Source organism: Nitrospira sp. MA-1, from assembly GCA_032139905.1.
Taxonomy (GTDB): Bacteria; Nitrospirota; Nitrospiria; order Nitrospirales; family UBA8639; genus Nitrospira_E.
In genome coordinates this window covers 726,144-749,963 of sequence record JAQJDB010000006.1, presented here as the reverse complement: position 1 = coordinate 749,963, position 23,820 = coordinate 726,144, and the positions used below count along the sequence as shown (strand labels likewise).

The following is a 23,820-nucleotide window of genomic DNA, read 5'->3' as shown; positions in this document are numbered from 1 at the left end:
CCAGACGTTCAGACTCATTTCCTATTGGAAGAGGCTTAAAATTTACATAGGCAAAAGTTAGGTTTAGAATACACATTTGCACTGCCTATGAATATCGTCTATTTCTACCAATATTTCTCTACATCAGAAGGCACGTGGGGTACGCGTGTCTATGAATTTACCAAACGCTGGGCAGAGCAAGGACATCACGTAACGGTTGTCACCTCCATTTACTCCAAGTCTGATCTTCATTCAAATACACGGATTTCTGATCAGCTTATTGACGGAATCCACGTGAAAGTAATCAACGTGCTGATTGATAACCAACAGTCTGTCCTAAAGAGAATCTGGACATTTGCTCAATATGCCATGATTTCCACATGGTATGCACTCACCCTTAGAGCCGATGTAGTGATTGCTTCTTCGGGCCCCATTACAGTGGGAATTCCCGGACTAGTGGCGCGGATGCGGGGGAGAAAACTGGTCTTTGAAGCACGTGACCTATGGCCTGAGGGGGCTGTGAAAATGGGCCTACTGAAAAATCCCATCGTAATTAAACTCTTATATGCTTTAGAAAAACTCTGTTACAAAAGTTCACACACAATCATCGGACTTTCCCCTGGGATACAGCAGGACATCCAGGCAAGATTTCCGTCGTGCCGGGTGGAAAGCGTTACAAATGCTGCCAATATTGAGTTGTTTTCAAATACCTTTCCTCCCCCTGCGGGTCTTCAAGCAGGCAGCTATGCGATATATTTTGGCAACATCGGTGAAGTGAATCATCCTGGATACTTGCTGGATGCAGCCTCAATTTTATTGCAGCAGGGCAGGAGTGACATCCAGGTGGTGTTTATTGGAGAAGGACAGTTGAAAAAAGCATTGATAGAGCGTGTTAGCAAAGAGCGATTAATCAATGTTTTATCACTGAATCTTATGCCGAAATCCACTCTGGTGCGTTATGTTCAGCATGCATTGGCTTCAGTTGTTCCTTTAAAACCCTTACCGGTATTCGACACCTCCTCACCCAATAAATTATTTGAATCGATGGCCGCCGGCGTGCCAGTAATTCAGACGACACAGGGTTGGATTAAAGATTTCCTTAACGACCATGAAATAGGGTTTACGGTAAATGCCCATGACCCTAAAGAGCTTGCGGACAAATTGATTTTCATGAAAGATAATCCGCATCTCTCGCAGGAAATGGGTAAACGGGCCAGACAGGTAGCTAAGAAATATTTTGACAAGAATTATCTTGCGGATAGGATGCTTGACATCCTAAAAAAAGTGGCACATGAAAACTGAGCCACGTTTTTCAGAAACACCCCTCTATGGACATGGCCTGAAACTTGGAAGTAGGTGGACCAAATTATAGTACTTCCTAAACTCAGGTATGCTTGGATTGAGGTAAAAAAGAGAGAAGATTAATGGGCCTGATATTTGGTAGGGTCATTTTTTTCGCGGACAATATTTCAAAAAGAAGCTGGAGGTATAATGGTGTCCATTTGCAAATGAAGGGAATACATCTCAGAACTTCGAACCCGAAATGACTGTCAAAAATGTAGCCATCTCAATTTTTAAATTATCTCCTGCCACAAATTACACTACCATTCGATTTCTAAACAGAAATTTAAAGGAATTGGGAACCCATCCAATCTCCTGAAGAACCAGCTCCTAATCAAGAGCACCTGAAACATTCATCAGAAAAATTTATCAACGGATGCAAGGGTATTACACCCTAAAAAACATTCAATAAAACCAGCTTACTTGTGTGTTTTCGCACAAAATTTTTCAATGACATCAACTATCCTGCTGGCCGCCTGCCCATCCCAAAGAGCTGGTGGGTTTTTATTTAAAGATTTCTGTGAAAGAGCGGCTTTGGCGGCTGCAACAATGCCTTCCTTGGTGACTCCTGCAAGTCTATTGGTTCCGGCTTCTACTGTGATGGGACGCTCAGTGTTGGGGCGTATGGTTACACAAGGAACTTTTAAAATAGTCGTTTCTTCTTGAATCCCGCCTGAATCGGTAAGAACCAGTTTAGCTTTGGCCATTAACGCCAAAAAGTCTAAATATCCTAACGGTTCGATGATTCTAATAGGAGCCCAATCAGATAATATTTGCTCCAGCCCTGCACGAGTACGAGGGTGTACGGGAAATAAAAGTGGAAGTTCGCCGGAAATTTCTTTCAGAGCCAAAACAATCTGGGAAAGAGTGGGAAGGTCGTCGACATTAGCAGGACGATGCAGGGTCACCAAACCATAGGAATGAGGCTCAATATCCAATTTCTGCCAAGGTTTCCCAGCCAAAGCCTTATCCAAGTGAGCCTTCAAACTATCAATCATCGTATTGCCAACAAAATGAGTCTGACCTACAAAAACTCCTTCGTTGTGCAAATTGTCATTTCCACTGGGCTCGGTGGTAAAAAGTATGGAGGAAAGATGATCGGTCACAATCCGATTAATTTCCTCTGGCATTGAACGGTCAAAGGAACGCAATCCAGATTCCACATGGGCAACCGGAATATGAAGTTTGGCGGCAACGAGTGCACAGGCGAGTGTCGAATTGACATCACCCGCGACAATAACCAAAGTAAACTTTTGCTCCAGGCAGAGTTTCTCAAAAGAGGTCATTATACGTGCAGTCTGTTCCGCATGCGAACACGATCCAACGCCCAAAAAAGCATCAGGCTTGGGCATACCTAATTCATCAAAAAAAATTGTGGACATTTGCGAATCATAATGTTGCCCCGTATGCACACAAAACTGCGGCAACTCGCGCCGTTTAAATTCAAGAATAACAGGCGCCATTTTCATAAAATTGGGGCGTGCCCCAACAACCGTACAAATTTTACTCATAGACTGGTTTCCAGGTAGTTAATGAATCTGGCATCAATAGCAGTAGCTAAAATTTTGTTCAGCCACGGGACATCTAATTTCGCCATAATTTTTGTGGAGATGGGTATGCAAAGCTTGAGTGCCATTTACTTAACTAGAAGTATTTTCTGCTTTACTTTAGTTTCAGTTTGATCATCCCGCACAATATTAGCCCCTTCGGCACTATGTGTACTAAAATAGATAAATATGCAGCTATGGCCAATGGACAGGTATTAAATTTCAGAGCTAGGTAGTCGAAAGAAGGCGGTCAGCCAACCGTTGCCCATTTTTCCAAAGGTCGAAATGTTTTTCTGTATGCCCACGTGCCGCATCAGCAAATTGAAGCCGTAATGACTGATCCGCAAGTAAGGACTTTATTGCCTTGGCAAGCTCTGCGACATTTTGCGGAGGCACCAAAATACCACACCGCCCATTATCCAACATGCCGGGAATGCCGGCCACACTCGAAGCAATAACGGGCGTTCCAACAGCCATAGCCTCTTTGATGACATTGGGAACCCCATCTCCCAAACCGGTTGAAGGATGAACGAGAATGGTCGCTTTCCTCATGGCATTCTGAACATCATCAGGTTTTATCCAACCAGAGAAGCTTACTTGCTCAGAAATGCCCAATTCTTTTGCCAGCAACTTCAAATTTTCCATCTCTGCACCATCACCCACTAGTTCCAATTCAGCAACTATCCCCTCATGTTTTAGCTCACAGGCTGCACGTAATAGAAAGTCAAAGCCCTTGTTTTTTGCAAAATTGCCGACTGCCAGAATTTTGCTCTTTGGCCTGTTCGTCGGGTCAAAGGTGAGTGCTTTAAGGTCCAGACCATGAAGGTGCACAAAAATTTTCTCTGAAATCAGGGAGAAGATGTCTGAATAATGGTCGTTTAGGAATTTGCGATTAAATTCTGTACAGGTAATGATATTGGCTGCATAAAGCAGCTTTTGTCTCATAAACACCGGCGTGCGGTAAAGATCGGTCCCGGCATGGAGAAAAATGGAGAATGGTACCCGCCGGTTCATCAATCGATGGAAGACATACGCGCAGGTTGCTGCATAATTCCCCCAATATCCCAGAACATGATCGTATTCATCAGAGCGCTGATGAACCCAAGCAAGTGCTTTCAGAAATACGTAAGCACTTTTTGATACGGGGGTGACACCGAATTTGAGACCTGAGGCAGTAATCCGAAAGGTATCATTTAGAAACGTCCGGAATTTAAGGAACGAGGTGAAAATAGTCAATCGAAGGTCGTAAGGAAGATTAAGGTGATGAATCCTGTTCCGAGGCAAAAACTCCTCTCCAAGAATGTCGGGAACAAACTTCCACAGCAATGGATCAAGAGGATAGATTGGAAACACATCAATTTCGATACCAGCCTCCAAAAGGGGTCGCATGTCCCGGGCAAAAAACGTATTAACCCGCCCTGGAAACTGACTAGTGAAAACAGCAAGCCGCATATAATGTTTTTTTAACGAAGCGCCTGGAAACTTTGTTTATGTTAGGAAAAAAATAACCGCCACGGGTTTACACCCGTGACAATTTTCAAAAAGTTCAACCTATCCTGGGTCTGTGTCCTCTAGTCTTTGTATGGTCTGCTAACTTCATTAACCTTCACCCTAGACACAATATTTTACTTTTATCAGATTTCAATATGAGCCCGACTCCCTTTTTGCCAATAATTTATTGTGCCCATAAAGTATCGGATCGGCAGTAATCTTCGCTGTGCGGTCCACGGAACGAACATTGCTTTTGAGGGGTATGATTAAAAAAAATCCACGGAATCTTTCTCTGGAGCAATCTCGGTTGAAGGCCAATTGGAAAGTATTGGCAGGCTGCTCGTATTTCATCCAAAGAGATTCGTCACCCTTACCGAGAAAATTCCCGATTGATCCCGGCAGCAACGGAAAATGGTACCGGATTTTTTAGGCTGTCAGTAGAACTTTCTTAGCTTTTAACTTTGGGGGTGTATCGTTATCTGAATATCTTCAACTTAACTCTAACAGACTGAAAATTCCCCATTTAGAATGTACCCGAAATAATTTGTTAAGATGCAACTGGCATTTGTTCAATGCAACTATAAGTTTTCGCTAGGCAGATTACAAACCACGGCACGAAATTTTCCATTTGCTCCACGAGGTATATTACTCACTTGCTCCATGGTTATTTTTACCTGCCCCACTCTCTCCTGTAGGCGTCCGATAATGGCACGCTCAGTTTCAACTGTAAAGGTGGATGCCGGTACATATTTTACACACATACGGTCCAAACTTTCTTGGATAATTTGCGCCTCTTGCACAGGGAGGCCATAAAAAACCGGGTTGACCCAAAAGACTCGTCGTCCATCCGACGCAATTAACATGTCATTAGTCCTACCCTCGATGCCGGATAAGATCGGAAGCGTACGCCCACATTTGCACGATGCATGTTCGGTAATGGAGCTCATACGGTCACCAACCTCATATCGAATTAAAGGCATATCTGTGTTCAGCAATCCAGTGCAAATTAGCCGACCAGAGGAACCTGATAGCGCGGGCTCGTTCATTTCATCACTCAAGCATTCAAGCCATCCCACTTCAGGCCAAGAGTGCAATTTTCCATCCTGACATTCAGATGCCGCAGCTACAATCTCGGCCATCCCATAAGTTTCTCGCACCACACTCCCAAATCCTTGCCCTATACAATCGCGTTGCCAAGGCAGAAGGGGTTCGGCATTTGTAATAATCACTTTAATTCCCTGAGTCAGTAATTTCTGTCCGTAAGCTTCCCGGGCTAATACTGAAGCTGAAGATGGATAGACTATCATATGCGTTATTTTATAGTTACGCAGAGCATCCATATAGGCTGGAGCTGCTTTGGAACTTATGTGATTTGCAGACATATACAACTGGTTCATTGGAGCATTCCATACCCAAAATGGTGGCTTAGATGTATTAGGGGGCACAACTGCTTGGCCGCCTAAAATTGCCCATCGATCATGTCGGGATACTCCATACCAATTGCGCCAACGCGCTTCAAATAAAGCGTGCCAGGCACGTGCAGTCTTAAGACTCCACCATATGCTAAGTGGAGTACCCGATGTACCGCTGGTGTGGAGACGATACATATTCTGAATTTTGCAGTCATCGGCGACAAATGCTGAAGCATTCTCCCTTAAAGCCTTTTTTTGCAAAATTGGCCAACTTTCAAGATATTCCCACGAAGCCCGATCCCCCTTACGGCGACGCTCCGTCCAATATTCGCGATAATAGGGCACCTGTGTGGCAGCCCGATGTAACAGAAAAGCTAATCTCTCTTCCCGGAATACCTTCCAAGTCTCCGAACTCCAATTTTCTCGTTCTAAGGCTTCAGAAACCAATTGATCGGTTTCCGGACCGTAACGCCATGAGCGTAAATAATATCCATGCAGACTAGCCGCGACTGAACGAACTGGAGTAGGAAGACGATGATAAATTTGTAGTAATTTTTCTTTCATAAAATGGCTACTTCTTGATTTTCACAATGAGATTGTTATGCGAAAACAGGTTCAAAGCAGATTCTCTTATGGGTGAAGTTTGTTCATTTCTTATACGAGAAGGTTGTAAGAATCTTAAGCCGTATTAACTCTTTATTCCGATAACCCCAGGTACGCCGTTGTATCACACGGACTAATGGAAAACAGGTTGTGGAGTTTCCTGCAGATCCCCTGCAATCGAATTCTGGCGCGAAAGCCATGAAAAAAAGGAGAACAGAGTTAAGACATACTTCCTGGTACCTCCGCCTGAACTTTTCCCCACTTCCTGTACCAATTGCGAGATTCAGTCAATTAACCTATCCCACAGTCTGAGTGGAATTGGAGAAGTCAAAGCATTCTCATATAACCACTATATTCTGCATTGATCCAGACAGTGGTATTATTGCGTGCTCTTGATGCCCTGCCCTCACGGACATGCCAAATCGCTTCAAACGATAATCAACATCAAAGCAGGGTCTTTAATTTTCTTTCGGGGATCCATAAATTTGGATAAAATCTGTTTCCTCTTGGGTAACAATTCTTCTCGTGATTAATAAGTTGAAAGCACCCAGAAGTTCGTGCCGGATTTCCGACAATTTCATCGGTATTCTTTTGGACCAGGTACATTGTCTACTTACCTTGGGATCTCCAGATGAAAGGATATTGGGCATTTGCCGGTTTCTCCGCATTAAACCGACCTTTATGGTCATAGAATTTGAAAATAGACGGTCACGTCATTTTGCATAGTTGCTTCGATTTCGAAGTCGGCAAATAAGCGAGCAAGAATACATCCATACCCAAAAGTGTCAGAATCTCCAATTCACCTTTTGCTATTTATTCCCGATTCACAGAGAAATTGGATTTTTCAGAGAAAGGACGCCTTCATTAAATTGATATGCCCCTAATTCTTAACCAGTAGTTGAATTTATGAAACCCAATCCATATCGGCCTTCACATTGGCTAGTACTAATCCGGCACCAATCGCCGAATTAGCCTCGGTTATATGGAAATAAAAATTTTCTAATTTGTTTAAACTATATCTTTAAGAACCTCCTAGATTGCCATTAGCAATTGCGGACCCATCCACGAGTTTTAATTAATAGCTTGGGTTCATTGAAATCTCTAAAATAAGATTATTTTCGATTTTGGATGCGCTAGTGCCATTGGCTATCAAAATTGCAGCCTTGGAACTCTTCCCAAAGAGTATGTTATTTCTCACAAATGACTTATCACTATCGACTCCAAGTCGGATTTCATATTTCTCGCTCCCATAAATGGCATTGTGGTATATGGCCGTGTTGGTTGCCCGATAATCAACGTGTACCCCCACTTCGTTACCCCAGATTACATTATTGATGACTTGGTTGTTAGTTCCTGTGGTCACAATAACCCCAGCTCTACCATTGTTATAGATGCGATTATTAATAATGCGATTGTGGCTAGGTGTAAAACTCGTACTAAAAATATGAATGCCATTTCCATGGTTGTTGTAAATCTCGCAATCTTGAACAAGATTGTAGCTCCCATTCAGGTAAAACCCGTAGGACCTCGTGCGCCCGGCATATCCTTCGATCCCTAGCCAACTGTCATGAATCTTAAGATTGATGATCTCAATAAAGTCAGCCCCACTACCTTGAATCGCGCTATTTGGGGTATTTTTAATTTCGCCATTTCTTATCCGAATATGATGACTGCCAGTTCCCATGACATACCCGAACGCACCATTTGTCCCGTCCAACACCAAACCTTCCATGATGATATATTGACTTTTATCCTTAAAATAAAAAACAGAATTGCCAGGGAAATTTTTACTGGGCAACGGTTTGATAATTACTTTTTCTTTCTGATAGGCCTTAACCATAATGGCGTGTGTCCAGGATGTGCCACTCGGCGGGCTCCACAATTGTTCATTTCTTTGATATGTTCCTCCTCTGACATAGAGAATATCCCCAGGGGAAAGACTTCTCACTCCCTTCTCGAGCGTAAGAAAGGGAGCCTTTTTGGTACCGTTATTTTCATCTTTTCCATTGTTAGCTGCCACAAAATATTCTTTGGCATTAGCTTCGCTTATTCCTGCAAGGCCAAAAATTCCACTCAAAAGCAAAGCATAGACAAAATAAATTTTTGGAAATTCATTCCATCGTTTCATTTTTTCCTCCAGGATTCACATTCCTGACTCTGTTATCCAGGCAAATCGACAAAATCGTCCAAAATTCTGGAGTCTGCGGTCCTTTTAAAGATTATTGAAAAGATCTCCCCAGCATGTTACAGAATAAAAATACATTATTTTTCTACAACTCCCATTTAGTCACTTCGGTTTACGGCTTGGTCCAACAGCTACAGTGCCCCAGCTCGATTCAACATGGTCAAGGTGTAAGCTTCCCCGTCATGGAGCCAGTTTATAAATAGAGTTTCTGGGCAGTGATCGTGTATACGTGCAAGGTGTACTGTCCTGTAGGGAATCATGAGGGCGCTGCTCGTTGTAGATCGTTAGCCATTGAGCCGTCAGCTCCCGCACCTGTTGCCAACTGCGGAAGAGATAGAAGTCTAAGACCTCATGGCGATACGTCCGATGAAATCGTTCAATAAAGGCCTTCTGGGTGGGACGACCCGACTGGATATAGATCAGCACTCGGTTGTTCTTGCCCCACTCGTGAAGCTGCTGCGAGAGAAATTCTTGGCCGTGATCGACTCGGATCATGTGCGGTAACTCCCGATTCGCCTTGAGTCGATCCCGGACTCGAATGATCCGCTCCGCTCTGAGGGAGGTATCAACCTTAATGGCCAACACTTCCCGATTGAAGTCGTCGAGAAGATTGAAGGTGCGAAAGCGGGTGCCGTGATAGAGGGCATCGCTCATGAAATCGGCCGACCACACCTCGTTCGGGCCTTCGGGCACAAAGACGGGAATAGAAGGCCGAGCGGGTAGTCGGCGTGTCGTTCGGCGCAGATGATTGAGGCCCAATTGACGAGAGACCCGATAAATCCGCATGTGCTTCCAGAGCTGTCCGAGGGCCTGCAAACGTTTGATCTATTTCCACACACCCCAGCGAGGATGGGCCTCAACTCATTCGTTGAACGCTTCAATGACCGGCGCATCACGAATCTCCCTATCGATTGGGGCTCGATCGTACGCCGCCCGAGCCAGTCCCACTGCAGCACAACTCCGCACCACTGAGCCGCCATGGACTTCTTTCATGGTCTGCACCGCCGCCCGTTTCTCAGGCGACGTTAGAGCATTTTTTGAGCAGATCCTTGAGAGCCCGATTCTCTAAGGCAAGATCGGGATATGCATTTGAGTTTCGCCAGTTCACTCTCGATTTCCTTGCGGCGCTTGAGATCTGATGCTTCCAGCCCTCCATACTTCGCTTTTCAGTTGTAGTAGGTCGCACCACTCACTGCTCCCATGCTCCCGACAGAGGTCTTTGACTTTGATGCCGCCATCGCCTTGTTCAAGATCGCGACACTTTGCGTTTCGCTGAATCGACTGGTTTTCAGGAACCTCCTGGGTGCAGAATGCCAAAAGCTCTACTTTTCGCCTTTCCAGGTTATGGAAAGGCTTACACAGGCATCACGCTCGCCAGGATCTTTCTCCGCCGGTTTGGGACACTTCTTCAGCGTGACATCTGCTTTGTGGTTGAATGTGAATATCTCCCGAAACCATTTCATTTCAAGGATCCACGTATTTTCAACCTTCCTATAGACACTATTTTCAAATACCCCCCAACACAAACGCTTTTTTGCTTAAATGGCTAGGATGTCAACCTGGCCTTTTTTCATATAACACCTCATTTCGAATAAATATATGATTCCTAATTCGGTGTCCGATATCCAGGAGACGAGCAAACAAAGGGACCCGACAGGAGAAAATAAAGATATATCGCCGAAACTTGCACCTGTAGTGCTCGAACCACAGGATGAAAACATGAAAATTACAATAGTTCTTCGTAAAAATTCCCTATACGAATTGCAACTTGTTCCAGGGAAAGTTCTTGCATGCCAAGTCGCCCCGATATTCTCTGCATGCCAGCCTGAACCAACTGCAGTTTTTCGGCCAAGTCCACAGGATCTGCCAACGCAATGTAGCACCCGTCGATTTCCTTTATACGCTCTCTGACATCACCTACATCTACAGAAACAACCGGGACATCGCACGCGAGAGCCTCCTTAATAATATTGGGAGATCCCTCATGCAATGAAGTAAGAAGGACGACATCACTGGCATTGAGCCATATGGGAACCAATTCATGGGGAACACCACGAAGCTGATGTATTTCAACCAAATTTTTGGATGAATTGTTAAGAATTTCCACAGCAGCTTTCGCCAAGTTGAAACGCTTACGAGGATCACCTTGGTTAGTAGGAAAGAGGACGTGAAAACAATTATCATTCCAGCCAAGTTGCTCTCGGCTTTCACTTTGACCAAGAGGTTTAAATCGTGTCAGATCGATACCATTAGGAATGATTCTAATCTTAGATCGATTAATATCTTTGGGTAAGGAATCCAAAAGATTTCTAGATTTGACTATGACCCCTGAGGCCCGTCTTGCAGCTCTCCAAGAGGCCCTGACACCGATACGAGAAATTATCTTCCTTACAGACCCAGACAAAAGTTCCCCAAGTAGATCCGAACCACAAAATGAAACAACTGTAGGTCTGTCACGAACAACACGAGTCATTACATTTGCCATGACTCCCCCATACATGGAGTGAACGATATCAGGACGAAACTCTTCACATCGAGTGCGAATCCCTTCCCCCAAATTTATATATTCCTTCATACCTCCCTCAGCACGATTTACAAAGAGTACTTCAACATTAATACCCACTTGCCTGAGTCCTTTGACCTGTTGCTCAACAAAGGTACCGGAAGCAGGAAATTTCTGAGAAGGAAAGAGATTGGTCACCGCTAGAACTCGTAAGTTTTTAGATTGGTCCATAGCCTATAAACCTTTTAATGTTCTATCTGCAGATTTCAATCTGAGATTAAGAAATGTGGTTTCCCTTGAGAATTTAAGGTAATAGAGAAATTTTTCTGTACAATGTTGCTCCATTTCCTGCTGCGACTGGGGAAGGCTGGGGTGTAATGCTCCCCCGGAATCATGTCCATCATCCCTTTAGGAAGGAAGGTCTGATCGTACGACTCACGCACCGTGGAAAACGAACGAGTCATCTGCAGGTCACGAAACGCTTCCCTAGCCAGGTCAAGGAACGGTGGAGCATGGATTTTCTGACCGACACATTACTGCTGAATGGGCGGCGAGTACGCACGGACACCGTGGTGGGTAACCGAAGTCGGCACCGTTCATTAAATGGGGTCGATTTCACTCTAACGAGGACTAAGGTCAGCGCGTCTTTGGAACATGTGGGGAAACGAGGTGGATATCCGAAAATAAAAAAGGTGGATAATGGGACAGAATTAGCATAGAAGAGATTGGATGTCTGGGCCCATTCGCATAGGGTCACACTCGATTTCATACCGCCAGATTAACCCATGAATAATAGTGTGAATGGGAAGTTCAACGGACGCTTACTGGACGAATGCCTTAAGAACAATGTGCTTCTCTCCCTTCAGGAGGCTTGATAGAATATTGCAGCGTAGCCAATCGATTAAAATGGCCTCGGCGGCATAAGTCACTTCGGAAATTTCACGCCTCACGAGTTTGCAGAACTCGGGAGTCAACCCGAGCTGGAGAAGGCATCGCATTTCCAGGTTGCAAGGAATAGTTTTTTGGGAAATCTCAACCCACCAAGCGTGAAATGGTTCTCATTAATCTCCGGTCAAACATTTTGGACAAGTCCCCGATCCAGGAACCCTAGCATGACACTGGCCAATGGATATGAGCAAGAAGCAATTTTTTTTGGCGTTTTTTCTCTTAATTCCTAGGAAGCCAGCACCAGGAACCTTACTAACTTCTTTTTTGAGTTATACTAGTTTTTCGAAATTATTGAAAGATTAGTTGGTGGTGCTAATGCTGCACCAAAAGCATACGCACCAATATCAAATGGCAAACCAAAACTCCTTATGGCTCCGTCGAAATCGGTTTCAACTTCTTGAATAACTAGCCCCCTCCCTATGGCAAAGCTTCCTTTGGTAAGATGGAAGTCATATTTGTCTACGTCCTGAAATTTCGGATCATAACTCATGCCAAGAAAATTCTCCCCTAATATTGCGCTCTTATCCATTTGCTTTATCGGATCAGGTGCAATGACAAGATTGTTTTCAATTACAGACGCGCCACTACCGTTAGCTATATACAAACCAGCATTTCCATTTTTTTGGTAAACCAAATTGTTCTTGACTAATGACTTATCACTTTTATCCAATAACGCTATCCCATACGCCCCATTCTCATATAGAGTATTATTATATATCCTTGCTCCAACCCCATGTTGAGTATTGATCCCATCATGCAGATTTCCCCAAACAAGGTTATTATATGCCTGGTTATTCTTTCCCTTCCACATTACAATGCCATGCCCTGATGCACCTGCAACTCCATTATTATAAATGCGATTATTTCTCACAATGTTGCTACTCGGCGTATAGGCCGTACTATATATCTGCACACCCCGCGTACCATTATTAAAAATTTCACAACCCTCAATAAGATTATTGGAACCCGGCATATATATACCGTGAGACTGGCCGGGAGTATTTGATGTTATTCCGTTATGGTGAATCCTCAACCTGAGAAATTCATGGAAAGACCCGTTACTGGTCATTATACCTTGATGTGGTGCATTTTTGATCTCACTATTAGAGATGCGTATATGATGACCATTTGTACCCATACGAATGCCATCATGTCCGTCGGTCGCATCCATAATAAATCCATCCATGATAATGTATTGACTATTATTTCTAAACTCAAAGACGGTATATCCTGGAAGCGGTTTAATGACTACTTTTTCTTTTTGATAAGCCCTTATAGTGATCGGGCTTCCCCAAGAAATCCCGCTGGGTGGACTCCACAGCTGTTGATTTCTTTGATATGTTCCTCCTCTGACATTGAGAGTATCCCCTGGCGATAGGACACTCACTCCCTTCTCGAGCGTAAGAAATGGCGCCTCATTAGTGCCGTTGTTTTTGTCATTTCCATTACTCGCTGCCACAAAATATTCTTTGGCAATAGCTTCGCTTAATCCGGCAAGGCCAAAAATCCCACTTAAAACAAATATATAGGAGAGAAAAAAATTTATGACTCTTCGGTGACCATTCAAATATTCCATTTCTCTTCTCCAGATTCAATAGTTAAAGAGTTCGCATTCTTCCTAATGAAGATTCGACAGAATCGGAAAAAACTTTAGAATAATTCTTCTGGTGAAATCATGAAAAAATTAGGAAAACCTGTCTCTATTTTAAAGAATTTGAGGATTTGAAGTCGAGGTGAAGTGCGGTTGGAAGAGGGCATACCGTCGCAGCCAGCCTGTGACTCACGAGTGGTTGCGAGTCCCCTCATAATCTACGACCAAAGGCAGATAGAGATGAGGCCTTTCCTCCGCTTCGATCATTTTGCGGAATCAGATGAACTCTTGGTGCCGCTGCGCTTGTCGTCATACAATCTGGTTACAAAGTGGCACTTCCTCAGCGGAAAACCGAGCCAGGTGCGATTGGGAGCCTAGCCCTGGCTTTCTCGGCTAATGAGAGTCCCAAGAAATCGTCATGAGGATTGAAATAAAGCCCACTCCTGGAAGTTCTTAAGTGGGAAAGATACTGGCCAGGAAAGAGATCTGCGGTTTTTATTACCTTATTTCTGACGGTGACAAACACTATTGAGATTTGTTGAAGCAACAAAGAAACCGAAGCCTTTCAAGAGGACGGCTTTTGAAGGAAAATTCCCAAAATGATGTCTCCCGTATTTCCATCCTTCAATTACTCTTTGAGTCGTCGAATCTCAAAGTTGGAATTCATAGATTTCCACTTCTCTACGGAATGACGATTGTACTTCAAAATTTGTGGACAGAGTCAGCCCACGTTATTGATTGCGTTCAAGCAGTTCGTCGTTCCATTATGCCCTTATTTACTTAAATAATTCCTCATGAAAATTTCCGCAATACAACTAACGCACTGCGAGTTTTGGAATCCTCTGAGCTGATATTTTGAAACCGAGGAGCCAAGTCATTAGACTTTAATCCGGATTCATCATAGTACTTCTCGACATGTACCACCTCAAATCCAACTTCCTTCGCATAAGCCAGATGGACACTGAGTGGTTGCCGATTCAGAAGAAATTCCCGCTTCCCCTTAACTAATTTCCATTCCCAATCAGAATACGCGAAATGCCCATTCCAGAAAGGAGACAGCCCATGAGATCCAAAGTCGATGACATTACTTGCATATCCACCTGGTTTGAGCCATAGAAACATGGCCTTGTAAGTTTCCCTAAGAGGATCAATGTGTTCAAAGACTGCCTGTGAAATAATGAGGTCAAGACTCGATTCCCGGATTACCCTCGAGGACATCCAAGGAGCTTGATACATAACATATTGACCACCAAGCTCATCTTTCTTTAACTCAGTGCGAATCACTTCAACCTTTTCATTGAAGCTTGTCCAATCAATCAGTTGGTCTGGGAAATGATAAGAATCCAACGGTGGGAGAACCCCTGGAAATTCATTTTGGTCAGGGATTGACTCTCTCTGGTTGTACAACCCCACCAAATCATCAAAGATCCTATTCAGATCTGCCTTTTTAGAAAAGGGAAAAATATCCAAACCTACATATTGAATCGCTCCAGAAAGTAACCCGGCTAGTCCAGTACCTATGCTATCACCAGGACCCAGTTCACCTATACAGGAACCTTTTATTTTAAAATCGAATTTGCTAAGTGAAACCAAGTGTCTGAGCCAAACCGAATAACAGTAACGCGGAGAGGTGGAGCCTCCAGTTCCAGCACGTTGTATCCGTACCTCATTTAGTTGGGGCACCCAAGTTAAACTTCCTTTAAGAATGGGGGATAACTTCCAAAAATTTTTCATAATAATTTTATTTACTCAACTTAAGATAAATTAATGCCACATGTCACTTTCTAAGAATATGTGCTTCGAAAAATGGTATGTTTTTGAGCCGGTATCAACAAAGCTGTCCTCACAAGACGCTGGGCCAAACTTATTCTGAACGGATATTAAAGTCTTTGTTAAATCGAAACGGATAATTTTTGATGGCCATGCAAACTTCAGGCAAGAGAGATAAACCGTTTGTCGCCGATATATTTCAGCCGAAAAACCCCCATCAGTTTTTCGCCGATTTGGTTTAGCGAGACTTTTCCGGATAGCCCTCTATTATGTGATAGTTTTTCCGCTTCTTTGAACAACCTGAACAATACCTGAACCGGTGTCCAAGATTCATAACGTGTATGACGAGAGAAGCCCTAGAGAATTCCAATTTATTGGGCTCAACAATAAAACATTAGCAGAGAAGAAACAAGAAACCTCAACTACCAAATAGGTAAATCGCCCCCTTAATGGTATTACATATTAACCATTGAAATCTTCATTGACGTATTACGTGGTAAACATGATTGAGTTTTATTAGTTAGCTGAGTAGAGGAGACAGCTCAGGAGAACCATGAGCCAAGCTGCCTATCAACCTCCCACAGAAGGATTTGGTCTGGTCAGGTGCACCCAGTGGTATGACGACTACAGGCTCCGCTCCAAGTGTACTTTGGGAAAGGGTCACGCGGTCCAGTTAGTCTCAGGCTCACGTCCACATGGTCCAAGGCTTGCTTTTCCTCTCCCGACCAGGGTTACGCCGGAATCGAGGCAGGAGTCGAAATCTCTTAAAAGTCGGGACTCGTCAAGTCCCCCTCCCGATCGACGGGAGGGGGTGATCTTCGTATTTTACTGGCTTCTGCTCCAGGCGAGCGTTAGTGGCTAGAAAGCCCGCTGGTGCTACCGGTGGACTTCTTAGGGCCTAACAATGACCGAATACATGCTGCCGCCACTGCTGGCATTACCCCCGAGGGTAATCGTCCCGGCGGGAAAAGTCCGCACAAAAAGACTTAGGGTCGTATCCGAGGTCACCAAATTCGTGCCGGTGTTCGCAAACGCGTTCAACCACAAGGGACGGGGATGACGCTCATCATGGGCCACATAGACGGACACCGGTTGAGTGACCCGAAAGCTGAGGAAGGCAGCAGTAGTGGCCGTCTTATCATTGTTGGCGGTTTGGATATAGGCGGCTCCCTGCAGATTGGAAGGGACAGTCCTAAACGTATAGGCACGGTCAATATAGACCTTGGATCCGGCTTGGAGGCTAGAGGCGGCCATATACGCTTGCCCACTAGCGACCGACAGGTTTGAAATACCGAGAGATGAGGAAGAGGAGGCAGAAGCCGGTGGCGGAGGGGTGACCGTACCACTACCGCTCTGTGGAGTGATGACGACGGAATACATGCTGCAACATCCACCGCTATTATTGCCCCCAAGGGTAATGGTGCCGGCAGGAAAGGACCGAACAAAAAGGCTGAAGGTCGCATCCGATGTCACAAGTTTCGTGCCAGTATTAGTAAAGCTGCTTAACCATGAGGGTTTTGAGGTAATACGATCGCCATGGGCGACATATACCGATACCGGCTGATTGACCGTAAACCTGAGGAAGGTGGAACTGGTCGCCGCTTTATCATTGTTGGCCGTTTGGATATACCTGGCTCCCTGCACGATGGAGGGGACCGTTTTATAGGTATAGCTACGATCAATATAGGCCCTGGCCCCGGTTTGGAGTCCAGAGGAGGACACCGCGTAGGCTTGCCCACTGGCAACCGTCACATTCGAAATACTGAGGGAGGAAGAGGAGGGAGGGGAGGACGGTGGCGGGGTACTAGTCGATGGTGGCGGGGTACTAGTTGATGGTGGTGGGGTACTAGTTGATGGTGGTGGGGTGGAGTTAGCTGGTGGTGGTGTCCCATTGAAAGCAAAAGCTCCAATATCATATGCATTGGAGTTCCTTGAAGCATAATCAAAATCTTTTTTGACTTCAGAAAGAACCACACCGGCGGCAATGGCAAGACTTCCTTGTTTAATGTGAAAGTCCCGGCTTTGGTGATTGGCAAATTTTATGTCATTGATGGATCCGGCCAAATTTTCTTTAAGGGTTGCGCTCCCATCCCAACTTTTCAACCCGGTACCTGAATTCGTTGCGGCCACCAGGTTATTAAAAATTTGAGCATTTTTACTTCCGTTGGTAATTAATATCCCATTCCCCCCATTTAAACTGGCAATGTTGTTCTTAACCTGGGAGTTTCGACTCCCACTTGCCAACCATATTCCATATAGAGAATTAGCATATACCGTGTTGTTAAAAACTTTGGCATTTGATGCCCCTTCCCATACCACTATGCCCATATTATTTCCCCAAACAAGGTTATTGTAAACCTGATGATCCGATCCCTTATAAACCCCAATTCCAAATCCGGATACACCTAACCGCCCATTGTCATAGACTCGATTATTTCTCACAACCAATTTGTTTGGCGTATAGGCAGTACTGAATATCTGTATCCCCCGCGCGGCATTTCGATAGATATCACAACCTTCTATTAGATGGTTTGAACCTGCTATGTAAATCCCATGATCTTGGCCTGCGTGGGTTCCATTATCATGTATTTTTAAGTTAATAAACTCAAGATTATTTGATGGCTCTGTCGCAAGAATTCCCTGTTGAAGAGAATTCATAATTTCACTATTGAGAATACGTATATGATTACTTTGGGGCCCAAATTGCAGTCCATTTGCGCCACCTTTGGCATCAAAAACAAATCCGTCGATAATAATGTAATGGCTCCCATTGTTAAAATACAGGGCAGAACGGAAGCTCTCCGCCTTAATTATAACCTTTTCATTTGCATATTTTTTAATAGAAATGGGTTGGTTCCAAGAATTCCCATTTGGAATGTCAGAAAGGTTGTGGGTTCCCAGATACGTCCCACCTCGCACAAACAACGTGTCTCCTGGGATTAAAACGCTGACTCCCCGTTCAAGAGTTTTAAACGGTTCCTGTAGTGTTCCTCTATTTCCGTCGTTTCCATTGCTTGCAGCCACATAATAATTTGTTGCCTTGGCTTCGCTTACATGGCTACCCATGACCAAGACACAAAAAAGAAAAATTTTCATAACCCATCGATTGCTTGAAATACTCATTACTGATCCTCCTGAACAAAAAAAGAGACCGATCATCTTGCCGCTAAATGAGGGCAATGATATCGATCAACCATTGCGAGCCAATTTAGGAACCGGAGATGGAGTCAGCAATAAGTATTCCCAAATTAATTCCCTACCTCTTAAAAATGTCAACACCCTTGTTTATATACAAATTATTTCTTTTAAATTAACTTTTGTACAATATTTTCCAATGTAATAGTTGTAGGAGATAGCCTTCACCTGAAAAAAAAATTTCAGAATTCTCCTACGGAAAATATTGCCTAGTGTCACATGAGACAAAATCCATGACAGAAAAAATGCAACATATCTGAGTCAAATTCTCGAACTAAATTGGATTCCAATATGCAGGAAAGAATGCCGTTGATTAAAAGATTAGGAGATCGAACGCCGAACGAAGCCGATGTTTTTGGACATAGCCGTCAGGCATAACTACAGTCTGGCTGTCAGGACTGTGCGCACAAGCGATTTGGGGGATCCAGATAGATCACGCAATACGAGATCTGGGGATGGCTTTGGGCTCAGTAGCAGCGATCACATCATGAACAAAATGATGCAGGTTTTCTCACAGGAAGAATGTCAAATACACGTTTCATAATCAACCCTTTAATCCTAAAATCGGAAATTAGGTGGAAAACCAGCGAAGATTACAGGAAAATTAAGACCATATTTTTATCCGAAAACCTTTAATTGCATCAACGCCCTGAAGAAGAAGCGGTATCCTCTGATCCGCTTAATACCATTTTATAAAATTGACAGAAATTTCCAAGAATACGTTGTTGGTTATACGTTTCTTGAACATGAAGGTTCAATTGTTTTCCCAGCTCGTGACGCCGCTCAGGTGACCGCAACAATTTCGTCAGCGCTTGAGCCAACTCATTTGGCGAACCTGGTGGGACTAACATGCCCGCTCGCCCGTAATCTAAAACCTCCGGACATTGCCCCACCTGAGTGGCGACAGTTGGAAGTTCTGCCATACCATATTCAAGAAGCGCCATGGGGAATCCTTCCGCCTTCGAACTGAGCACCCCAATGTCACAAGCTCTGAGTATGCTCAATACATCCTTTCGATATCCTAGAATAGAAATGTGTTGGGTCAACCCGCCCATTGAAATTTCATTTTCAATGGACCTGAGACAATCTAAATCGCCAGTAGAGCCGACCAGAACCAGATGGGCCTTGGAATTCTCCTGAATGACATGTGACATTGCGCAAAGGAGAGTTGCGTGATCCTTTACCGGGAGAAGATTTGCCAGACAAACTATTCTATAACCCTCATGGCCGGGAAGGGTTGCCTTTGATCCTATTCCATTATATGTTCCAATAAAGTTGGGAATATATCTGACTTGATCTGAAGGCATAAGCAATGATTGGCAGACCCAATCGGCTAAAGCCTGATTAACGGTAATTATTCCCTTTGCACGTCTTGCCATTAATCTATAAGCCAATGAGGGCGTGCCTGAATCTGCCATGCCTCCGTCATGAATATGCCACACTACCGCGGGGAAAGGTGGGAAAAACCCCGCGAGCGTCGCTACGAATACGGATGGACCGTGCGCATGAAGAATCTGGATATTATGCTTACGAATAAACAAAACCAGGAGCATTAGTGCTTTCAAATCCAGCAGGTGTCGACGCCTCAAATGAAGAGTAATGACATCGTCCGCTAGTTCTCTCGATAAGGGACCATCCCGCCGTGTTGTACACAACAATGGTTGATACCAATCTCTCGGGAGATAATTCACCAAATTGACAACTACCCGCTCTTTACCACCTGCCACAAGAGTATCTGTAAGGTGTAAGACACCACAGGGTTTTTGCATTACCGAAACCTATTGGTACAAACGCATTGATATTTTAAATTGTAGAACCCAAACTTCACATTCAACGCAAAATTCCCACCACTACCGGAAACCCGAAGACTTTGCAATGACAATTTGGAAACCCACCGCATGTACGGCCCAACTGTTCCAGTGTCAGAGTGGATTAATATTCTCAAAGGAGAATACGACCATTCAGAAAGTTCTTTTACTGGCGTAGGTGCTTTCAGGCATTCGTCACAAATTAATTTTTGCCCAAATTATTCGAAAAATTCAGCACCATTTACTAAACCCCGGCAACCACGGAATCAGTAAGACTACAAAACCAACTACATTAGCACACAACATAAGGCCTCATTCCAAATTGTCTTTATCCTTCTCATTCAAGAAACTGTAATTCCAACGCTCCAGAAATAAACGACTTAAAGTCTCTCGAACTCCTTCAATAGAATAGTTTTGTGCCCAAGCACTCGCCTCTTTAGATAACCGTTGAATATCGGCTGAATTTTCTACAATATTTCGCAGCTGATTTGCTAAGGCTTCTACGTCCCCATAGGGAAAGACGAATCCTCTCTCCTTCAGCATCCAAGGGATCAATCCGATATCAGTGGCTACACATACAACCCCATAGCACATCGCTTCTACGAGTACCTTTGGAAAGCCCTCACTTCTAGTAGGTAAGACCAACACATGCGCCCTTTCATACCAACTCATCACCTCCTCATAAGGAAGAGGCCCAACAAACGTGACATTATCTCCTAAAGCGAGCTGTTTCGTCATCGTTTCAAGGCGGGCTCGATCATGTCCCTCCCCCACAATCGATAACTTGAACGAACTCTTTTGTTTTAAAAGAACAGAGGCTGCCCGTAGCAGGACATCAACTCCCTTGGCAGGGACCAATCTCCCTACAAACAGGATCTGGACAGGTAAAGTCAATTGCTTTTGCCCCGCAGCCTCCCGTCCACGCTGCACTTGACTGGCCGTCATCGTAGAAGCAAAAATGGGAATAACCTGTTTAGGTTGGTTAGGCTCTCCGCCATATACCAGTACTAACCCATTTCGCCACCACCAGGATCGTAAGATAAATCTCTGCAGGCGATAAGAAAAAGGTTCTCCGGCAAACCTAATCCACTGCCCAGCATAGTTGGCTATTATATACTTGGAAAACAGTGGGGCAAGGATAGTTCCCAATAGGCCCAGATTACATGGGCATCGAACCTGGATGACCTCGCCTTTTTGCATTGCCCTACACAATTCCATCACATGCCTCGGCACATTAATAAAAAGGGAAAACTTTTCCTTAAAGGTTCTCCCACCGGTTTCTTTTTGGGGCAAAATAGAAATATTACGGTTGGCGAAAGAGAGACAATCGCGAGGAGGGAGGCCTTTCTGAAATGGAGCTGCGATCAATACTTTCTCAAACAGATCAGCCAAAGGCTGAATCTGTAGAGTATAGGGACCGGACGCGTAAAACTGCCCCGCAACTTCATAATGCCGAACGTTTGTGATGACCACCAATTTCTTATTTGCATCCTGTAATGCCATGTTTAAACTTCCTTCTGAATTAACCGTTCAAGATCCAATCATCAATGCCACTTATGCGGTCCAGGGATATTTGTTCGCATTCTTCCTTGATGAACCCTGTCATTCCAATTTCCAGGGGAATCCTTCTTCTAATGGCACAAACAGATGCGGAAGGCTCTCTGCCAGCCATCAACACACATGATCATGTGTCCTATTCTTATGAAATTGACTGGCCTAGTAATGGTTATGGGTGCCCTGTTCCCTTAGCCTCCCAAGTCGTCGCTGTAAGAACCGGTAACTGATTTAACCGGGAAACAGATTCAATACTTTACCGGTTGGGCTTCATATTGAATACATCCAGAAAATCAGTGACTGACAACCCTGTGGTTTGAGGAATTTGTGGGGCTATCCGTTTTTACTCCATCTGCTCGGGGTTTCAACCATTTTTGTCGTTGTACCTTTTCCACCCGCCTGTTCCCCAGCAACGCCATTCCTAAGAAAAGGCCAGACAATGGGTCAAGGGCAGAAACGGAGAGACCGATCGTCATGAAACACGGTACGCCCAACAGCGGGCCTACCTCACCCGTCATACGCCGATGGACAAGTCCCCTGCTCACTAGGGTGGCAAGGAAAACCATTAATAGAGTGAGGCCGATAAGCCCTGTTTCGACACCCACATGGAGATACAGGGAATGCCAGGCCATTTCCCGGCCTGGTTCGTATCCTACATTAGGATCAAAGATAGCATAGGCACCAAATACCTTTGGCCCTAAGCCAGGGCCAAAACCCCAAATCGGTGAATCTTGCAGAACTTTCGGAAATAGGATCCACATGTCGAAACGCCCCGAAGTTTTTTCCCCCAGACTTCTCTCGTCGCTCGTAGCCTTGTCAAACCATTCGTTTATTGTTGCCCCTTTTTCCGTCAAAAGGAAACCGAGCAGGAGAACAACCATGACCATCAAGGACATGAGTATTCTCATTTTCATTCTGACCTTGGAAAATAGTAGCATGATGAATACACCCACACAGGTAACAGCCCAACTGCCTCTCGATGTTGAGAGGAGCAAAAACAAAAGAGCCGTTCCACCAACTACTCGACGAACAGTGGGAGAATTGTGCAAAAACAGCCATTTTCCGTCGTCCACAATTGAATACAGCAGGATAAACGCGGCTGGTACCCCAAAGTTGATAGGATTTCCGAAGGTCACACCTTCAATCTTAGCTTCGACCAAGCGTGGCGAACCATATCCCAATAAGGCCAACCCAATTGCGAACAGGGAGATGCCCGCACCAATAAATGCCGTGGACAGGTATCTTGGTTGCTCTGCAAGTAGATACACGATTCCTGCACTGAAACCTAGCTCCAAAATTAAAATGCCAGAGGAATATTTTCCCGTCAGCACGAAGGCCAACCCCCAATACAATACCCCAACAATCAGAAGCCATCGCAAGGGAAGATTATTCCATAATCGAAAAAATTTCTGAGGGCTTTTAAAAAGTCTGAGAGCAAGTCCCACCCCCAAAATAGCTATTACCGAGTTGTAGAACAAACCATCACGTAAAAACGCCAAAACAGGGAGGACTGATATGGACAAGGCAAAAAAACTTAACGGTTTTCCAGACACCACATAATACGCAAGAAACAGTAATAAAAAAACGAAGAAAATTTTTCCACCGGCAAATAATTTCCCCATTCCAACCAACCCCATGGCGGGGATTACACAAATCATTACTTTTATGAGGATAGGCCAAATCAGTTGGCCATTCTTTTCTTTGGCCTTCAGTTCAGCCTCTTTGGCGGAACCCGAACTTCCCGGTTTTCGGATTGAGGGTGAAGTAGGTGGACTTATCTTAGCCATACATTTTTCCTTAAACTTCGAGAGCAACCGAAATCCACAAATACTCTGACCTAAAAAATTGATTCATCATGATTTTCCGTAGATCACTCCCATTTTCGTGCTCCTC

The 23,820-nt window shown here is 44.4% G+C and carries 13 protein-coding genes and 1 pseudogene; 2 read left to right on the top strand and 12 right to left on the bottom strand.

Translation table 11 applies throughout. The annotated features are described in order from the left end of the window. Window positions 1-87: 87 nt before the first annotated feature. Window positions 88-1,281, top strand: coding sequence for a glycosyltransferase family 4 protein (locus tag PJI16_10715; protein MDT3778029.1), 1,194 nt, complete (start codon window positions 88-90; stop codon window positions 1,279-1,281). Between the two features lie 458 nt (window positions 1,282-1,739). Here PJI16_10715 and wecB read toward each other — a convergent pair whose 3' ends face one another. The 6 genes and pseudogenes from wecB to PJI16_10685 form a co-directional block, all read right to left on the bottom strand. Continuing rightward, window positions 1,740-2,831, bottom strand: coding sequence for a UDP-N-acetylglucosamine 2-epimerase (non-hydrolyzing) (gene wecB, locus PJI16_10710; GenBank protein ID MDT3778028.1), 1,092 nt, complete (start codon window positions 2,829-2,831; stop codon window positions 1,740-1,742). Window positions 2,832-3,095: 264 nt separating this feature from the next. Beyond that, window positions 3,096-4,244 carry a glycosyltransferase family 4 protein gene (locus tag PJI16_10705; protein ID MDT3778027.1) on the bottom strand — a complete coding sequence of 383 codons (1,149 nt, stop codon included), beginning with the start codon at window positions 4,242-4,244 and terminating at the stop codon, window positions 3,096-3,098. A gap of 692 nt (window positions 4,245-4,936) precedes the next feature. Further along, on the bottom strand, window positions 4,937-6,334 hold the full coding sequence (locus PJI16_10700) for a hypothetical protein (GenBank protein MDT3778026.1): 1,398 nt from the start codon (window positions 6,332-6,334) through the stop codon (window positions 4,937-4,939). A gap of 1,114 nt (window positions 6,335-7,448) precedes the next feature. Further along, complete coding sequence (locus tag PJI16_10695) at window positions 7,449-8,501, bottom strand: right-handed parallel beta-helix repeat-containing protein (protein MDT3778025.1); 1,053 nt, start codon at window positions 8,499-8,501, stop codon at window positions 7,449-7,451. 237 nt (window positions 8,502-8,738) lie between these two features. Then, a pseudogene (locus tag PJI16_10690) lies at window positions 8,739-9,850 on the bottom strand (IS3 family transposase). A gap of 434 nt (window positions 9,851-10,284) precedes the next feature. Continuing rightward, complete coding sequence (locus PJI16_10685) at window positions 10,285-11,292, bottom strand: glycosyltransferase (GenBank protein MDT3778024.1); 1,008 nt, start codon at window positions 11,290-11,292, stop codon at window positions 10,285-10,287. 146 nt (window positions 11,293-11,438) lie between these two features. Between PJI16_10685 and PJI16_10680 the strand changes: the two genes are divergently transcribed. Beyond that, window positions 11,439-11,780 (top strand): hypothetical protein, encoded by a 342-nt coding sequence (locus PJI16_10680; protein ID MDT3778023.1) that lies wholly within the window; start codon window positions 11,439-11,441, stop codon window positions 11,778-11,780. Window positions 11,781-12,283: 503 nt separating this feature from the next. Here PJI16_10680 and PJI16_10675 read toward each other — a convergent pair. The 6 genes from PJI16_10675 to PJI16_10650 form a co-directional block, all read right to left on the bottom strand. Beyond that, entirely contained in the window at window positions 12,284-13,585 is a 1,302-nt protein-coding gene (locus tag PJI16_10675) for a right-handed parallel beta-helix repeat-containing protein (GenBank protein MDT3778022.1), read from the bottom strand. An 807-nt stretch (window positions 13,586-14,392) separates the two neighbouring features. Continuing rightward, entirely contained in the window at window positions 14,393-15,334 is a 942-nt protein-coding gene (locus PJI16_10670; protein MDT3778021.1) for a hypothetical protein, read from the bottom strand. Window positions 15,335-16,261: 927 nt separating this feature from the next. Then, window positions 16,262-18,493 carry a right-handed parallel beta-helix repeat-containing protein gene (locus PJI16_10665; GenBank protein MDT3778020.1) on the bottom strand — a complete coding sequence of 744 codons (2,232 nt, stop codon included), beginning with the start codon at window positions 18,491-18,493 and terminating at the stop codon, window positions 16,262-16,264. Window positions 18,494-19,206: 713 nt separating this feature from the next. Beyond that, window positions 19,207-20,334, bottom strand: a complete 1,128-nt coding sequence (locus tag PJI16_10660; protein MDT3778019.1) for a glycosyltransferase — start codon at window positions 20,332-20,334, stop codon at window positions 19,207-19,209. A gap of 351 nt (window positions 20,335-20,685) precedes the next feature. After that, the gene (locus tag PJI16_10655; protein ID MDT3778018.1) at window positions 20,686-21,876 is read right to left on the bottom strand and encodes a glycosyltransferase family 4 protein; all 1,191 of its coding nucleotides are present in this window, start codon (window positions 21,874-21,876) and stop codon (window positions 20,686-20,688) included. A gap of 344 nt (window positions 21,877-22,220) precedes the next feature. Further along, complete coding sequence (locus PJI16_10650) at window positions 22,221-23,714, bottom strand: O-antigen ligase family protein (GenBank protein ID MDT3778017.1); 1,494 nt, start codon at window positions 23,712-23,714, stop codon at window positions 22,221-22,223. Window positions 23,715-23,820: the final 106 nt, after the last annotated feature.

What these genes read in the sequence shown, in the direction of transcription:
- PJI16_10715 (MDT3778029.1), top strand. Translation starts at nt 88, where the DNA reads ATGAATATCGTCTATTTCTACCAATATTTCTCTACATCAGAAGGCACG.
- wecB (MDT3778028.1), bottom strand. Translation starts at nt 2,831, where the DNA reads ATGAGTAAAATTTGTACGGTTGTTGGGGCACGCCCCAATTTTATGAAA.
- PJI16_10700 (MDT3778026.1), bottom strand. Translation starts at nt 6,334, where the DNA reads ATGAAAGAAAAATTACTACAAATTTATCATCGTCTTCCTACTCCAGTT.
- PJI16_10695 (MDT3778025.1), bottom strand. Translation starts at nt 8,501, where the DNA reads ATGAAACGATGGAATGAATTTCCAAAAATTTATTTTGTCTATGCTTTG.
- PJI16_10685 (MDT3778024.1), bottom strand. Translation starts at nt 11,292, where the DNA reads ATGGACCAATCTAAAAACTTACGAGTTCTAGCGGTGACCAATCTCTTT.
- PJI16_10680 (MDT3778023.1), top strand. Translation starts at nt 11,439, where the DNA reads ATGCTCCCCCGGAATCATGTCCATCATCCCTTTAGGAAGGAAGGTCTG.
- PJI16_10675 (MDT3778022.1), bottom strand. Translation starts at nt 13,585, where the DNA reads ATGGAATATTTGAATGGTCACCGAAGAGTCATAAATTTTTTTCTCTCC.
- PJI16_10670 (MDT3778021.1), bottom strand. Translation starts at nt 15,334, where the DNA reads ATGAAAAATTTTTGGAAGTTATCCCCCATTCTTAAAGGAAGTTTAACT.
- PJI16_10665 (MDT3778020.1), bottom strand. Translation starts at nt 18,493, where the DNA reads ATGAGTATTTCAAGCAATCGATGGGTTATGAAAATTTTTCTTTTTTGT.
- PJI16_10660 (MDT3778019.1), bottom strand. Translation starts at nt 20,334, where the DNA reads ATGCAAAAACCCTGTGGTGTCTTACACCTTACAGATACTCTTGTGGCA.
- PJI16_10655 (MDT3778018.1), bottom strand. Translation starts at nt 21,876, where the DNA reads ATGGCATTACAGGATGCAAATAAGAAATTGGTGGTCATCACAAACGTT.
- PJI16_10650 (MDT3778017.1), bottom strand. Translation starts at nt 23,714, where the DNA reads ATGGCTAAGATAAGTCCACCTACTTCACCCTCAATCCGAAAACCGGGA.